This is a genomic window from Hyphomicrobium sp. 1Nfss2.1 (genome assembly GCF_965243865.1).
Lineage (GTDB): Bacteria > Pseudomonadota > Alphaproteobacteria > Rhizobiales > Hyphomicrobiaceae > Hyphomicrobium_A.
Genome location: NZ_OZ251603.1, coordinates 3,517,901 through 3,533,826 on the forward strand (window position 1 = coordinate 3,517,901; position 15,926 = coordinate 3,533,826).

Here is a 15,926-nt window from a genome sequence, read left to right on the forward strand (position 1 = left end):
CGGAGGCCTCGTCATCAACGTGTCATGGAATCCGCTGAAAACCTTGCACAATAGGCTATTGCGCAAGGTCGCTCATGGACGAGATCGCTTGGGGCTGTGCTGTATTCGTTGGCCTCGCCACGCTGCTGCACTTTGCTAGCGCGCTGCTCGCAACCTATCGCGCACGCCGATCCCACGAGGCACCGGCTCTCGCCGAAGCGCCTTCGCCCAGCCTTCCGCCCATCAGCGTGTTGCGGCCCGTGCGCGGCCTCGATCCTCTGGATGAGATGACGCTGCGCTCGAGCTTCACGCTCGACTACGCGCATTATGAGCTCATCCTCTGCTGCGAAGATGCTGACGACCCTGTCGTCCCCCTGATCCGCCGGTTAATGGCGGAGTATGATCACGTCGACGCCAAGCTGCTCATTGGCCGCGACGTTCTCTGTTCCAACCCTAAGCTGAACAACCTGATCAAAGGCTGGCGCGAGGCGCGTCATGCCTGGGTTGTCATGGCCGACAGCAACGTGCTGATGCCGGCAGATTATCTGCAACGTCTCCTGACTGGTTGGCGCGCCGACACCGGGCTCCTGTGCGCGCCGCCCATCGGCTGCATGCCGAAAGGCTTCTGGGCCGAGGTCGAGTGCGCGTTCCTCAACACTTATCAGGCGCGTTGGCAGTACGCCGCCGACACAGTCGGTCTCGGCTTCGCCCAGGGCAAGACGATGCTTTGGCGCCGCGCCGACCTCGAGCAGGCGGGCGGCATCCGCGCGCTCGGCGCCGAGATCGCCGAGGACGCTGCAGCGACAAAGGTGGTGCGGGGCACTGGCAAGCGAGTGCGCCTCGTCGATCGCGCCTTCGGTCAGCCGCTTGGCGCTCGCACCGCGGGACAGATCTGGTCGCGTCAGGTGCGCTGGGCCAAGCTTCGCCGCGTCACCTTCCCACTCTTCTTCGTGCCCGAGCTTCTCTCCGGCAGCGTCGCGCCGCTGATCGCGGCCGGATTTGCCGCCTACGCATTCGACCTCTCGATCGCCGGCGTTGTCGGTGGCCTGGGCCTCGCCTGGTACGTCTCGGAAGCGATGCTCGCGCGCGCCGCCGGCTGGCATATCGGCCTGCTGTCGCCGCTCGCCTGGATGGCACGCGACGCGATGCTGCCCGTTCTCTGGGTGCAGGCGTGGCTCGGCAACTCGTTCAGCTGGCGCGGCAACGACATGCACCTCGCCAACGCGGTTCCCAGCAACTGAGGCAATGATGGGCCGGCTTCGGCGCCGCCTCTCTCCGACACGCCCGGTTGAGAGCGCTGCCGAAGAGAGGCGGTCCCCCGTCTAGCCTGAACTCGCTTCCCCGCCAAAGGTCCCGCCCGCCGCACGCGAGCAGAGTTCCCTGGCCTTTGCGAGCGCGGCATCCCGGCTGGTGAACTCGCCGACGCTCGCTCCTCCCGGCGCGTGCGCCTTGAGGAAATTGTCGAGCATCGACTTCTCGAAGCCGTCGAGCACCGTCAGCAACGTGAGCTGCAGCGGCTCAGAATCGGCCGAGCGCACGAGCAGTATCTTCTTGCCGCCGTAGCTCGCAGTCGCCACGCGGCACCCTTCGATTTCCGCCTTCGTCGTTGATTGCGCGCGCGGCAGCGCCGATGCCATGGCACCTGCGTAAGCAAAGGCAACCACGCGCGTCGGCTCGGACTTTGCCTCGGCTTTCGCTTCGCTCGGCGTCTCGGCGACTGCCTCGCCGGCTTGCGGCATCGGAGCGCTGCTCTCGGCCGCGGGCGCAAGTTCCGCCACCGGCGCGGGTTCGCTGCCCGTCTGGATCATCTGCTCGGCGACGACAGGTCCGCTGTCGAGCGCGGCAACTTGCATTTCCGGTTTGCGCACTGGCATCGGCGCGGTGCGCACTTTCACCGCCTGCACCTGGGCCGTCTTCGGCGCCGTGGCGCCATCGTTCACAGCCGCCCCGGGTTCGGCGTTGCCGGCCGACCAGATCGTGCGCACTGGCGCTTCCGCGGCGGCCTGTGGGGCGGCCTGTGGTCCACCGAGGTTCGCCGCCTTGGCGAGCTTCTCTTTGTTGTTGCGCGCTTGGCGCACAGGCTTCTCGGGCACTGCGCGCGCTTCTTCTACGGGATCAGGCCCGGTGCAGAACGACTGGCGGTAGCTGCTGGCCACCCACTCGATCGATGCACCATAATGGCGATCAGCAGCCCAGCGGCGCGCCAGATCGCCGAACGTTGTCTGGCCGTTCTTGCTCGCCATCACCGCGATGATGTCGTCCTGCTTCAGGCGCGTGCGCGCCCCCACCGGATTGTTGATGCGCTGCCCCGAATAGACGACGAGATGCTGGATCTGCGCGAGCACACCTGTCGAGACATCCGGATAGCTGTCGCCGGGCACGCCGCCGCCCGTCGTCCCGAGCCCCGCAAAGTTGTTCTGGCGCGGATTGACGTCACCCCAGTCGCCGTTGCCACGGCGATAGGTCAGGAAGTTCGTCTCCAGCGCCATCTGAAAGAACGCGTAGTCCCACCGCACGCCCCATGCTTCGCCGTGCTTCTTGTAGAAGCTGGCGATGCTGGCAAAGCGCGGATCGAGATTGCTGTTGCGCGTCTTGAGGAAGGCCATCAGCCGTTGCGGGGTGACGCATCGCGGAACCGTGTTGCCCGCGTCAGTGCGAATTTTCGGCGGCGCAGCTTCCGCGTGCGCGGCAACGAGCATGGCAAGCACCGCGATGCTCGTGCGAGCAACGTGGCGGGCGCAGGACGCAAATCGCCCGTTCGCCGACAATGGGGTCACCATGGCGTACTCTACGGTCTCATCTCTGACGGCTGCTGGGGGCGCGTCGGTCTTCTCGTCGGCGGGCGCATCGTGCGGACGCGCCCGTCATTGCGTGCGCGATCAGCCCTCGGGGCAGAGCTCGAAGGCTTTCGTCAGCGCCTTCGTCTGGTTGGTGAACGAGCCGACCCTTTCGCCGCCCTTGGCATAGGCGGCGATGTACGCCTCGATCTCCCGCTTTTCGTTGGCTTCCGTCACGTCGAGTACGGTGTAATTCGTCTGCCCGTCCCCGTTCGCCTTGATGATGACGGCGCGCTGACCACCATAGCTGGCGGTGAACACCTTGCACTTGCTGCTCTTAGCGGAAGGCACCTTGAGCTGCGTCGCGGCGCTGGCGATCGATGCCGTCTGCACGTTGGCGCCTTTGCTGGCGCTGTCGCCGGACGCGGGCTTCGTCTTCGCGGCCTGCTTCGTGCTCGTCTTGGCGTCGGATTTCGCAGCCGACTTGCTCGGAGCCGCCGGTTTGCTGTCGGTCGCCGCGGTATCGTTGCTCTGATTGCCATTGAGCAGTTTCACCGGTGGCGCATCCTCTTCTGGAGCTTTCTCGGCTGCAGGCTTCGCGGAAGCGCCGACGCTTGCCAGCATACCGGCGCCCAGTCCGCTGAGTGCGCCGCCCTGCGTGCGCTCGGCTTCGATGTTGCGCTTGGCGATCTCGGCGCCCTTGGAAGCGGCAGGCGCCTCGTCCGCCGTCGCAACCTTCTGAGGTTCGGACTGCGGCGTATCGAGCTGCGCTTCCTGGCTCGCCGTTGGGTCTGGATCAGCCGTATTGCAGTGGCTGGAATAGAACCCGTCCTGGATCGCCTCGACGTCACGAACATAGTTGCGCGACGTCGGCGCCCACTGCCGAGCGACCAGCGTGTAAGTCATCGGGCCATCGATCGAGCGCTGCCAGTCGGTGAGCACGCCCCATTCCTGCACCTTGCGCGTCCGCTCGGCGACCGGATCATCGATGCGATCGCCCGCATACATGAGAAGATGCTGCAGATGCGCTTTGACACCGCTCGAGATGTCGGCAAAGCGCTCGCCATGCGCACCGCCACCGGATGCGCCAAGACCGGCAAAGTTATTCTGGTCAGGGCGCACATCGCCGGTGTAGCGCAACGCACCCGTCTCGAGGATCATCTGGAAGAAGGCAGTGTCCCAGCGGATGCCGAGCGCTTCGCCGTGCTTCTTGTAGAGCGCCGCAAGCTGCTCGTACCGGCCATTGAGCCGGGGATTGCGCTCCCTGAGATATTCTGTGAGCCGCCCTGGCGTCGCGCATGCTGGCACCTTGTTGGCGGCGGAGATTTTCACTTCCGGAAGATCGGCCGCAACGGCTGATGCGCTGATTGCGGCGGCTAGAGCGAAGCCCAGCGATGCTCCAAAAAAGCTCTTCATTATTATACCCGTCCCACGCGGCGCTTCTGATGCGTGCGCCCGACACGAAACCACCAAACGTTCTTAAAGGCTTAACGTTAACAGGTGGTTTACGAATCGTCGGCACCCCCGACGCTGACGAGCAAGCAGCACCAATAGGGCGCGAGTTAGAGCAACTGGGAGCGGAATTGTGGCGCCTCGGCAAAGTCAATAAGCGGTAAACGCATGATTTTTTGAGCCGTCACGCCAGATGCTGTCCGCCGTCGAGCGCGATCATCTGGCCCGTCATCGACGGCGTCGAGAGGATGAACCGGACCGCAGTCGCAATCTCGTGAAGCGAAGGACCGCGTCGCAGCGGCGTTCCGTGCTTCTCGGCGTCGAAGTCGTCCGGGGTCTGATGCACGCTCTGCAGCACCGGCCCCGGCCCGATTGCATTGACGCGCACGCGCGGCGCCATCGCCTGCGCCAACGTCTGCGTTGCCGTCCACAGGCCCGCCTTCGAGATCGTGTACGAGAAGAAGTCGGGCGTCGGGCGCCAGACGCGCTGGTCGATGATGTTGATGACGTTACCCTCGACGCCCTCCGGCAGGCTCGCGTACAGCGCCTGCGCGAGGAACACGGGCGCCTTCAGATTGATGTCGAGGTGCGTGTGCCACCCCTCCGGCGTCACCGAGCCGATGGTGTCGAGGAAGAACTCTGAAGCGTTGTTGACGAGGCAGGTGGGTTGCCCCAGGGCCTCGGTGCACCGCGGAATCAGTGACTGGACGTCCCCGATGTCGGCAAGGTTCGCGGCGAGAGCCATCGCCTCGCCCCCCGCAGCGCGAATCTCGGCCGCGAGGCCTTCGGCTTCCTCCCGCGACCGGCGGTAGTGGATGCCGACCCGCCACCCGTTATGGGCAAGGTCGAGCGCAATCGCACGGCCGATGCGCCGGGCGGCACCGGTGATGAGGGCTGTCTGAGCGGGGATGCTGGGCATTTCAGGGGCGAGGGGTCATAGGGATTGTGGAGCTTTCGAGAGCGATTTCCGAGGGTACGCCGAGGCGCCCGGACATGCCTGTTCGTTTTTTGGGCATCCGCCCGACGCTTGATCTGGATCAGCGACGACCGGTGCTCTGTCACAAAGCGTGTTTTGTCCAATTTCTAGCCAAAGAACAACGTTCGTTGCATATGGGTTACAGGGTTGCAGACGAGACGTTGGATAAGTGTGATTCGGCTTGTGACAAGCCCCGTTTACGCTTTTTCTACACTCCAGAAGCGTTCGAGAAGAGCCGCCTCCCAGCGGCACCGACGAGTTCGGCGCTTTAAGTGGTCAGTAGTGTACGGGGGTAAGTTTCCATCATGGCCGAGTCTCGTAGCGTAATTAAGTTGGTTGGCGTAGCAGGTGTCGCGCTTCTCGCGCTCACCAGCGGTGCCCTTGCCGGCGGTAGCCTCAAGGATGAGCCAGCACCGGAACGCGAGTTCACCTATTCCTTCTCCATCACGGGCACGTCCGACTACGTGTTCCGCGGTGTCACCCAGACCGATGGCGACCCGACAATTCAGGGTGCGATCAACGTCGGATACGGCATCTTCTATGCCGGCATCTGGGCCTCGGGCGTCGATTTCGGCGACGATGCAGACGTCGAAGCCGATTACTACGCCGGCATCAAGCCCACCTGGGGCAAGGCCACGTTCGACTTCGGCGTGATCTACTACGACTATCCGGGCTACGACGCTGTCAACAACGAGGCTCTCGAGTTGAAGGCCGGCGTTAGCGGCGAACTCATTGACAAGCTGTCTGGTGTCGCCACCATCTACTATTCGCCTGACTACAACGACAAAGAGTACGCGGTCTTCGAGGGCGGCCTTGCTTATGCGCTGCCTAAGGTCTGGATCTTTGATCCGACCGTCTCTGGTCAGGTCGGCTATGTCGACTGGCAGAGCGTTGGCACCGACTACACGTATTGGAACGCCGGCCTGAGCTTGGCTGTCGAGAAGCTGACTTTCGACCTCCGCTACTGGGATTCGGATCTCGGCCTGGCCTCGGGTGGCGTGTTTGCTGACGACGAACGGTTTGTGTTCACCGCTACCGTTACGCTGCCCTAATCTGGCAAGCCCCAGATCAAAACCCTGCCAAACGGGGCCGAGAAATCGGCCCCGTTTTTGCGTCATCTGCCCAAATTGTAGTCATCTAAAGCATTGTGATCGTTGGGGCCGTTGCTCTGCGGCCACGCTTTTTGGGGAGAACACGGGGATAAGCTGATTACATCTTGTGAACGCTGCTGATTTGCGTCGTTTCTCTCATCTACGCCGTGGATTCCCGTAACGCGCACCGCGGATGCAGATTTTGGCGGTTGGGCGCGTTCTTGCCCTCGAAAGCAAGAGGGAATTGGCTTCTCATGACGAACACTAGAAAGCTTGCTGCCCTGTGCGGGGCGGTGGGTCTTGCGCTCACAGCGATCTCCGGGACCGCCGCCGCCGACGGGTACGAGGTTGCGGCACCGGCAGCGCCTGCCGACGAGGGCCGCAAGTTCACCTACTCATTCAACCTGGGTGTCGTGTCGGACTACGTCTTCCGCGGCATCTCGCAGTCGGATAACGACCCGACCATCCAGGGCGGCATCGACCTCGGTTACGGCATTTTCTACGCCGGCTGGTGGGCTTCGGGTGTCAACTTCGACGCCGCCTCCAACGACGCCCGCGTCGAAATGGACTGGTATGCCGGCATTAAGCCGACCTGGCGCGACGCGACCTTCGATTTCGGTGTGATCTACTACACCTACCCGGGCGAAGGTTACCGCATCGGCGTCGACGGACCCGATATCAACTACGTCGAGCTGAAGGCCGGCGTCAGCGGCCAGCTGTTCAAGAACTTCGCGACCGGCCTGATCGTGTACTGGTCGCCTGAATACTACGGCGAAACCGGCAGCGTTTGGACCATCGAAGGCGCCGCTGGCTATACGTTCCACCAGATCGGGCCGTTCGTGCCCAGCATCACTGGTGTCGTCGGCTACGAAACGGGCGGCTCCGACTACTCGGCCTTCAACGGCTACAACAACTACTGGTACTGGAACGCCGGTCTCGCGCTTGCAGTCGACAAGCTGACCTTCGACTTCCGCTACTGGGGTACGAACGCTTCCAACTCGACGTCCGATACGCTCACCTGCATCAACGACTACTGCGGCGATCGTTTCGTGTTCAGCGCCAAGGTTGCGCTTCCCTAATCTACTCTCTCGATACACGACGAGACGGGGCCGGATCAGTTCCGGCCCCGTTTTTCGTTTGGGCGCGATAGATTTAGGCTGGGCGCGGGGATGCGCAATTAACACATTATTCAGAGGTTGTTGCGGGCTAGCCACACAGACACAGCAAGCGCGAGGGCCGGATCAAATGGAACTTGTGCGGGGCCTGCGCATCAGGCCTTCTTGATCAAAGCCGCAGTGCGGCACGGTGTATGGCGCGTCTATGCCACGAGGGGATGGACCACATGACCGTATCTCGCAAAATCTTTGCACTTTGCGGTGTGCTCGCAGCTGCAGCCGCCGCATCCACCGCCGCTCTCGCCGATGGCTACGAAGTCGCCGCTCCCGCGGCGCCGGTCGAGGAAGGGCGCAAATTCACCTACTCCTTCAACATCGGCGTGACCTCAGACTACGTGTTCCGTGGCATCTCGCAGTCCGACAACGACCCGGCCCTCCAGGGAGGCGCTGACGTCTCTTGGGGCATGCTCTATGCCGGCGTCTGGTCGTCGATGGTCGACTTCAACAACGCGCCCCCGGCCAACGCCGAGGTGGACTGGTACGGCGGCATTCGCCCCACGTGGCAGTCTCCGCTTGGCGCGATGAACCTCGACTTCGGCTTCATCTACTACTCATACCCGGGCGCCAATCCGGACAACTCTCTGCCAGTCGCCACCGCAGACCCGAACTACTGGGAATTGAAGGCTGCCTATAGCTGGTCGGTCCTGCACCCGAGCCTCGTCACCGGCACCGCCGTCTACTGGTCGCCGGAATACTTCGCCAAGACCGGCTCGGTTTGGACGATCGAGACCATGGCCGCCTGGACGCTGCCGAAGGTTTCCGTCTTCACGCCCACCGTCAACGGCGTGCTCGGCTGGCAGCGCGGTAGCATCAGCGATGGCTATTGGGTCAATGCCATCGCGACCGACAATGAATACTACTACTGGAACGTCGGCCTCGCGCTCGCCGTCGAGGGGATGACCTTCGACTTCCGCTACTGGGACACGAATATCGGCGGAGATGCCGCCAACATCTGCCCGGTCGACACGCTCTGCGATGGCCGTTTCGTCTTCTCGGCCAAGGTGGCGATCCCCTGATCGCCCGAAAGGCTCGACTGAAATTGGAGGCGGCGCATCGATTGCGCCGCCTTTTCCTTTTTATTCGCGCAGCGGCTCACGGAGCGAATCGATAGACACAGCCCTGTCATAAGGCTCCTATATCCGTACGCGTGCTTTTTCGAGTTTGGCCGCCAGCCGTTCCGTTGGATAGCCAGCGGTGGCGTCGGTAGCCAAGACGCAGGGCACGCCCTCAGCCCTCAAACGGCGTGCTCAGCGAGGCCAGGGGCCAGCTTTGCGGCGTTCGCCGGAGACCCGCTACCGGCTAGCGGCGCAAGCTGGCCTCACTCCGCCCACGCCGTCGCCGAGATTGGCCGTCACACCGGGCTTTTCCCCAATCTGGCCTTCACCTCGGCTTGCGCGATTGTGCTGATCGGCACCATAAAACCCTGTCATAACGATAGCGCCAGGGCCGGCGAGCGTGATCATCATCATCCTTTGCATGACGGCTTTGACCGTCGCCGGAGCCTACCTTCTCGCCCGCGCCGGTGGCGAAAGGCGCGTCTACTTTGCGCAGGCGCCAGACGGCCCATGCGCGTTCGGCTGCAGCATGGCCTGGCTTGCTGTGCGCAGTGACGACCCGCTCGAGGTTCTCGAGGCCCTGCAACTCGAAGACGCTTCCGCATGCAACTGGAATTCCGGCATCGGCGCCGTCTACGATGACTGGCTGGGCGCAACGCGCGTCTTCGTTTCACCAGCGGTCGAGGGCTGGGTGTTCGCCGTCGGCCTGTCGCTGCCACATCCGCTCGGCACCAGCTTCGCTGACAAGTGCACGCCGCTCCTCGTCGACCTCGGCGGCCGCTTCTCCGAGACTCAGTACTTCTTCAGCTATCCGCCCATCGACTATTACGCCTGGGCGCGGGTGAAGGATGGCCGCCTCGTGCGCGCGTTTGCCGTCAGCGACGAGGGCGTCGTCTGGAACAAGGGCCGCCCCAGCCGCGAGGAGCGCTCGCTCGGTCTCAAGCTGTTTGAGCTGCGCGGCGTGCGCGGCCGTAAAGGCGACGCTGGCGGGGAGATCATCCTCCACCCGACCGAAGATCACGTCCTGCGGCTGGCGAGCTCCTGGAGCATCGACCCCACGACCCTGCACGTCTCGCATGCACCGGCGGCACTGGGCTATATCGCAACCGCGCCCTACCGCTGGCGCACCGAGCGCACCCGCAAGGCCGCCTGAGCGTCACGAATAGGTCGCTCATCTCCACCACCGTCATCCCGGCTAAGGCCGGACCTTGTCACATCTCCACAAGCGCGCCGGAAGATGTGGTCCGCACCAGCCGCAGCTTCATGCAACACTTCGCCAAACGAGCACACCTCGACCGGCGCAGGTCCCGACCTTGTCGGGGTGACGTTGAGTGGGCTTTCCGGATCAGCGTAGACTTGCGTCGGCGATGATGGCGATGTCCTCGCGCGCCGAGTCCGCGTCGAGCCGCAAAGCAATCCCCTCGCGTGGGCACGGCTGCGCCGCCGTGTAATTCGCCCGGCGGTTCAGCACCAGGCTGGTGCAGTTCCGCGGATCGACGCGGTAGACGCTCGGCAAGCTACCGGTTTCGATATCTGCCCCTGCTTCGATCATTTCCTCGGACGCGGAAGCCTCTCTGCCGTTGAGCACCAGCTCAGACATGAACGTCCAGAAACCGACCGCGTGCCAGAATACGGCTCCGGTGACGAAACCGATCGTAGCCCAAAGGGCAGCGCCCCGTGCGGGACGGCGGACAGCCGCGGCAACTGCGCTTTCTGCGCCAGCACCGGTCGATGCCTTGGCCTGCGCCGCCTTCGTTGCCGCTGATCGCATCTCGTTCAGAACCTATCGCCCAGAATCTATCGAAAGAATCATTGCGATAAGTCTGTGGACGAGACGCCTGGGGAGCAAGGCAAGCGCCTCAACTACGGTGTTGCGCTCGGGCCGATTTCCACAGTCACCGGCCTACGCATCTCTGCGCCGCCCGAACCCTATTGGCGCATCGGTGATTCGATGACCTGTGGGCGCGGCAAGCCGCGGTCGCGCTGCGGCGGCATGGGTTTCTTGTCGGACATGATGCCGTCGTAGCGTGTGGAGCGCACCGGTGGCACGTGCAATTGATTGGAGCGGCACAGCTTGCGCTGATCTTCATTCTCTCCGCAGGCCCGTCCCTTGCCGTCGCGCGTCATGCAGATGCGCACATCGCGCAACCGGTTGCCCGCCCCTCCGCACGTGATCGCGATCATGTCCGGGCGCAGCCAGCGGTTTTCACGCAGGAATGCCGCTTCGACATCCCCCGGCGACATGAACTGCGTCTCGTATGGATTCTTGAACTTCTCGGGAATCCGCACGCTGCGAAACAACCGCCGCGACAGACTGTAGTAATTCGCCGGATCGAGGCCCGAGCACGTGCCATGCAGCTTGTACTCGTGAATGACCAAGCCGCGCGAAGGCATGATGTCGAGCATTCCGTTGATGACGTCGTTGGGCACGAACGGCTTGCGCCCAATGCGGCACGCCTCCGGATATCCCTTTTGGTGTTGCGGCCACAGGCCGTGCAGCACGAACCCGTAGCGCAGCCCATCGAGCCGCGCGCACTGATCATCGTCCCGCCCTTCCTCGGCGGTGACACAGTGCGTCGGGCTCCACGACATCACCATCGTGTAGTAGTCGAACTTGCCCGCAACGTTGTCTTCGCGCGGCTTCTGGTTGAACACCTCGCTCGGCCACGGGACATCGCGCAGCGACTGCGCGCAAGCGTGTACGGCCACCAGGCAGGCCAAGCCCGCAATGATGATTGCCCAGACGTTGCGTGCGCTCATGCGATCACCTCAAACGCCCAACTACGCCGCATTTCCGGCGCTCGCAAGGCGTTCGAGGATGCGCGCCCAGCTCCGCGCGCCCTTCTTGAAGCTCGACAGATTGTACTTCTCGTTCGGGCTGTGAATGCGGTCGTCGTCGAGGCCGAAGCCGACCATCAGGCTGTCACAGCCCAGCACCTCCTTGAACGAGGTAACGATCGGGATCGAGGCGCCCGAGCCCATCAGCACGGTCGGCTGGCCCCACTCGTCGGCGAGCGCGCTCGCCGCCGCCTGCATGGCGGGCGTGTCCGTGGAAAAGGCAATCGCCGTGCCCGTCTGCTTGTGCGAGAACTCCGCCGTGCAGTCTGCCGGCAGGCGCTCCCGAACGAAGTTTTCGATTCCCGTGAGGATCTTGTCGGCATCCTGACCGGCGACCAGCCGGCAGGTGATTTTCACCGAAGCCTTGGAAGGAATGACCGTCTTGGTGCCGACGCCCTGATAGCCACCCCCGATGCCGTTGAATTCCAGCGTCGGCCGCGACCAGAGCTGCTCCAGCGCCGATCGATCGCTTTCGCCGGCGGGCTGCTTCAGCCCGACTGCCCCGAGAAATTCCTCAGCGCGGAAGCCGAGCTTGCCCCACTGTTCCTTTTGCGCTGCCGCCGGTTCGCTGACGCCATCATAGAAACCCGGGATCATGACGCGGCCGTTGTCGGCGTGCATCGCGGCAACGATGTGCGCCAACGCGCGGATCGGGTTGAGCGCCGGGCCGCCGTAGATGCCCGAATGCAGGTCGCGCGACGGCCCCGTCAGCGTCACCTCGATCGCCGCCAGACCGCGCAGCATCGTGGTGATGGCCGGCGTGTCCTTGTCCCACTGACCGGTGTCACACACGAGCACGCAATCGGCCTTCAGTTCATCGCCGTATTCGGCAAGGAAAGCCGGCAGCGAGGCCGATCCGCATTCCTCCTCGCCCTCCAGCAGCACCGAAACTGAAATTGGCAGCTTGCCAGCGACGGCCTTCCACGCCCGCACAGCGGTGAAGAAGGTCATGAGCTGGCCCTTATTGTCCTCGGCCCCGCGCGCGACGATGACCTGCCCATTGGCGGGGTCCGCCCGCACGATCGGCTCGAACGGCGGGGATTCCCAAAGGTTGATCGGATCGGCCGGCTGCACGTCGTAATGACCATAGAAAAGAACATGCGGCACACCTGGCACGCGTTCGGCCGCGTCGTGCGCCAGCACCATGGGGTGCCCGGTAGTAGGCACCACTCGAGCGTCGAATCCAAGGTCGCGCAGCTCGTTGGCGCACCAGTCCGCCGCCTGCTGGCAGATCCCTTTGTAGGCCGGGTCCGTCGAAATGCTTTCTATGCGCAACAGTTCGAACAGCCTTGCCAGCGCCGCATCGCTCGTATCGTCCAGCGTCGTCAGGACTTGATTCAACTGCTCGCTCATAAGCTCGTCTCCCGGTTGGCGGCCGCCACAGTGGAGCAGCTCAGCTGCTGCGTCAAAGGCGGCCGGAACGCCGGGCCGCGACGGTAGGTTCTCCCTGCGTTGCGGCAGCGCACCTTTAAGGCAAGGCCAGAGGCTGATATGCCATCACACGACGACGGCCAATGCGCTGTAGCGCGAGCTACTCCGTCGCGGGGAGCGGACGATATGTCAGACAGGTCTTCGCAGTCCGAGCCCAAGCTCGTCTATGCCTTTGCGGCCGGCTACGTCGACGGCCGTGCCAACATGACGGAGCTGCTCGGCGGCAAGGGGGCCAACCTCGCCGAGATGGCGAGCCTCGGACTGCCGGTCCCCCCTGGCTTCACCATCACCACCAAAGTCTGCGACGAGTTCTACGCGCTCGGCCGCAAGCTCCCCGACGCGCTGAAGCCGCAGGTCGAAAAGGCGATCCGCCTCGTCGGCGACGCCGTCGGCGCCACCTTCGGCGATGTCGACCGTCCGCTGCTGGTGTCCGTGCGCTCGGGTGCCCGCGCGTCGATGCCGGGCATGATGGACACCATCCTCAACCTCGGCCTCAACGACGAGACCGTCGAGGGCATCGCCACGCGCTCCGGCGACCGCCGCTTCGCATACGACAGCTATCGCCGCTTCATCCAGATGTACGCCGACGTGGTCCTTGGCGTCGACCACGGCGTCTTCGAGGACATCCTCGAAAACTTCAAGAACCTCAACGCGCTCGGCTCCGACACGGAACTCACCGCCGAGGATTGGACGCGGATCATCGAGGAATACAAGCAGGCCGTTATCGACAACCTCGGCCGACCGTTTCCGCAGGACATCTCCGAGCAGCTTTTCGGTGCCATCGCCGCCGTCTTCGGTTCCTGGCAGAACGCGCGCGCCAATACCTATCGACGCCTGCACGACATCCCCGATAGCTGGGGTACTGCCGTCACGGTGCAGGCCATGGTGTTCGGCAACCTCGGTGAAAGCAGCGCTACCGGTGTCGCCTTCACGCGCAATCCATCGACCGGCGCCAAGGAAATCTACGGCGAATTCCTGATCAACGCGCAGGGCGAGGATGTCGTCGCCGGTATTCGCACGCCACAGCCGCTGAGTGCCAAGGCGCGCCAGGAAGCGCGCGTGGAAACACTCTCGCTCGAAGAGCAGATGCCCGAGCTCTACGCGCACCTGGTCGAGGTGTTCGCGCGCCTCGAAAAGCACTATCGCGACATGCAAGATGTCGAGTTCACCATCGAGAACGGCAAGCTCTGGATCCTGCAGACCCGCTCGGGCAAGCGCACCGCTGAGGCTTCATTGCGCATCGCCGTCGATCTTGCCGAAGAGGGCGTCATCTCCAAGCCCGAGGCGGTGATGCGCGTCAACGCGCCTGCTCTCGATCAGCTCTTGCATCCGACGCTCGATCCCGACGCCGCGCGTGACGTGCTCACCACCGGCTTGCCGGCATCTCCCGGCGCGGCCTCGGGCGAGATCGTCTTCACCGCCGACGATGCCGAGACCGCGCGCGCCCACGGCCATGAAGTGATTCTTGTCCGGCTGGAAACGAGCCCCGAGGACATTCACGGCATGCACGCCGCCGTCGGCATCCTCACCGCGCGCGGCGGCATGACCAGTCACGCCGCCGTCGTCGCGCGTGGCATGGGCCGCCCGTGCGTGTCGGGTGCCGGCGCGATGCGCATTGATGCGAAGGCCGGCACGCTCAAGGTCGGTGGCCGCGTCCTCAAGAAGGGCGACATCGTCACCATCGATGGCGGAACCGGGCAGGTCCTCGCCGGTCGCGCCAAGATGCGCGAGCCCAAGCTATCGGGTGCCTTCGCGACGTTGATGGAGTGGGCGGATGCCGAGCGCCGGCTTGGCGTGCGCGCGAACGCCGATACCCCGCGCGATGCACGCCAGGCGCGCGAGTTCGGCGCCGAAGGCATCGGCCTATGCCGCACCGAGCACATGTTCTTCGAGGCCGAGCGCATCCTTGCCGTGCGCCAGATGATCCTCGCGGACGATGCCGCAGGGCGCCGCGCCGCGCTCGCCAAAATCCTTCCCATGCAGCGCAGCGATTTCGAGCAGCTGTTCGAGATCATGGCCGGCTTGCCGGTCACCGTGCGCCTGCTCGATCCGCCGCTGCACGAGTTCCTGCCGACGAGCCCGGACGAGATCCCCGACATCGCTGCCGAGCTCGGCGTCGCACCCGAGCGCCTCAGCCAGCGCGTCTCGCAACTGTCCGAGTTCAATCCGATGCTCGGTTTCCGCGGCTGCCGCCTCGCCATCATCTACCCCGAAATTCCCGAGATGCAGGCGCGCGCCATTTTCGAGGCCGCGCTCGCCGTCCAGAAACGTACGGGCGCGCCCGTGAAGCTCGAGATCATGGTGCCGCTCGTCGCCTATCGCAGCGAGTTCGACATCCTGCGCGACGTCATCGCCCGCACTGCCGCCGCGGTCGAGAAGGACTGCGGGACCAAAGTCGACTATTTGCTCGGCACCATGATCGAGCTGCCGCGCGCCGCTCTGCGTGCGGGCGATGTGGCCGAAGGAGACGCTGGTGCTGCATTCTTCTCGTTCGGCACCAACGACCTGACGCAGACCACCCTAGGGCTAAGCCGCGATGATTCCGGCTCGATCCTGGAGGACTACGCGGCAAAGAAGATCTTTGCCATCGACCCGTTCGTCTCGATCGACATGGATGGCGTCGGCGAGCTTATCCGCATCGGCGTGGAGCGGGGCCGCGCCGCAAAGCCCGGCCTGAAGATCGGCATCTGCGGCGAGCACGGCGGCGACCCCAAATCGGTCGCCTTCTTCAACAGCATCGATCTCGATTACGTGTCCTGCTCGCCCTATCGCGTGCCCATCGCACGCCTTGCCGCGGCGCAGGCGGCCATCAATGCCCGCATGGGCGGCAAAGCTGAATTCGACCAGCGCTGACTAGAAGCCGTGGTTCTCGTCGGCGTCGAGGCGCGGCTGACGCGGGCGCGGCCCTTGATTCTTAGGTACCACCAGCAGCACGAGCACGAGCGGAGGGAGAATGAAGCACCACGCGATCCAGGCGGAATAGTCGCGGTTCTTCACGCCTGCGAGCACGCCGCCCGCAATGCCGGAGGCGAGGGCAATGCCGCCCCAAATGACGATGCCGCGAAGAAAATCCATGTGGTCCTCCCTTGAGGACAAAAGCCGTCCAGGTGGCTGTTTGCGCAGCAACTGTGGCAAAATCAAGCGCCGGCAGT

Annotated in this window: 13 protein-coding genes; 6 read left to right on the forward strand and 7 right to left on the reverse strand. The window is 64.0% G+C overall.

Going from position 1 to position 15,926, the window contains the following annotated elements; all coding sequences use genetic code 11:
* Positions 1–74: 74 nt before the first annotated feature.
* The gene (locus ACP15D_RS17165; protein WP_424958636.1) at positions 75–1,220 is read left to right on the forward strand and encodes a ceramide glucosyltransferase; all 1,146 of its coding nucleotides are present in this window, start codon (positions 75–77) and stop codon (positions 1,218–1,220) included.
* 81 nt (positions 1,221–1,301) lie between these two features.
* Here ACP15D_RS17165 and ACP15D_RS17170 read toward each other — a convergent pair whose 3' ends face one another.
* From ACP15D_RS17170 to ACP15D_RS17180, 3 genes are all read right to left on the reverse strand, one after another.
* Positions 1,302–2,759 (reverse strand): hypothetical protein, encoded by a 1,458-nt coding sequence (locus tag ACP15D_RS17170; RefSeq protein ID WP_424958637.1) that lies wholly within the window; start codon positions 2,757–2,759, stop codon positions 1,302–1,304.
* A 99-nt stretch (positions 2,760–2,858) separates the two neighbouring features.
* The gene (locus tag ACP15D_RS17175; protein ID WP_424958638.1) at positions 2,859–4,172 is read right to left on the reverse strand and encodes a hypothetical protein; all 1,314 of its coding nucleotides are present in this window, start codon (positions 4,170–4,172) and stop codon (positions 2,859–2,861) included.
* 220 nt (positions 4,173–4,392) lie between these two features.
* A complete protein-coding gene (locus tag ACP15D_RS17180) occupies positions 4,393–5,127 on the reverse strand; it encodes an SDR family oxidoreductase (RefSeq protein WP_424958639.1) in 735 nt (244 codons plus the stop codon).
* A 362-nt stretch (positions 5,128–5,489) separates the two neighbouring features.
* Here ACP15D_RS17180 and ACP15D_RS17185 point away from each other — a divergent pair, with 362 nt between their 5' ends.
* The 4 genes from ACP15D_RS17185 to ACP15D_RS17200 all read left to right on the forward strand — a co-directional run bounded on the left by ACP15D_RS17185 (position 5,490) and on the right by ACP15D_RS17200 (position 9,658).
* Positions 5,490–6,236: a TorF family putative porin gene (locus ACP15D_RS17185; RefSeq protein WP_424958640.1), complete on the forward strand. Its 747-nt coding sequence runs from the start codon at positions 5,490–5,492 to the stop codon at positions 6,234–6,236.
* Positions 6,237–6,529: 293 nt separating this feature from the next.
* Entirely contained in the window at positions 6,530–7,354 is an 825-nt protein-coding gene (locus ACP15D_RS17190; protein ID WP_424958641.1) for a TorF family putative porin, read from the forward strand.
* 263 nt (positions 7,355–7,617) lie between these two features.
* Positions 7,618–8,466 carry a TorF family putative porin gene (locus tag ACP15D_RS17195; protein WP_424958642.1) on the forward strand — a complete coding sequence of 283 codons (849 nt, stop codon included), beginning with the start codon at positions 7,618–7,620 and terminating at the stop codon, positions 8,464–8,466.
* Between the two features lie 439 nt (positions 8,467–8,905).
* Positions 8,906–9,658 (forward strand): hypothetical protein, encoded by a 753-nt coding sequence (locus ACP15D_RS17200; RefSeq protein WP_424958643.1) that lies wholly within the window; start codon positions 8,906–8,908, stop codon positions 9,656–9,658.
* Positions 9,659–9,850: 192 nt separating this feature from the next.
* On the opposite strand, the gene ACP15D_RS17205 is transcribed toward ACP15D_RS17200, so the two are convergent.
* From ACP15D_RS17205 to ACP15D_RS17215, 3 genes are all read right to left on the reverse strand, one after another.
* The gene (locus ACP15D_RS17205; RefSeq protein ID WP_424958644.1) at positions 9,851–10,276 is read right to left on the reverse strand and encodes a hypothetical protein; all 426 of its coding nucleotides are present in this window, start codon (positions 10,274–10,276) and stop codon (positions 9,851–9,853) included.
* 158 nt (positions 10,277–10,434) lie between these two features.
* A complete protein-coding gene (locus ACP15D_RS17210) occupies positions 10,435–11,265 on the reverse strand; it encodes a ribonuclease T2 family protein (RefSeq protein ID WP_424958645.1) in 831 nt (276 codons plus the stop codon).
* A 21-nt stretch (positions 11,266–11,286) separates the two neighbouring features.
* Positions 11,287–12,696, reverse strand: a complete 1,410-nt coding sequence (locus ACP15D_RS17215) for a dipeptidase (protein ID WP_424958646.1) — start codon at positions 12,694–12,696, stop codon at positions 11,287–11,289.
* Between the two features lie 204 nt (positions 12,697–12,900).
* Between ACP15D_RS17215 and ppdK the strand changes: the two genes are divergently transcribed.
* Positions 12,901–15,627, forward strand: coding sequence for a pyruvate, phosphate dikinase (gene ppdK / locus ACP15D_RS17220; protein WP_424958647.1), 2,727 nt, complete (start codon positions 12,901–12,903; stop codon positions 15,625–15,627).
* On the opposite strand, the gene ACP15D_RS17225 is transcribed toward ppdK, so the two are convergent.
* Positions 15,628–15,849 (reverse strand): hypothetical protein, encoded by a 222-nt coding sequence (locus tag ACP15D_RS17225; RefSeq protein WP_424958648.1) that lies wholly within the window; start codon positions 15,847–15,849, stop codon positions 15,628–15,630.
* Positions 15,850–15,926: the final 77 nt, after the last annotated feature.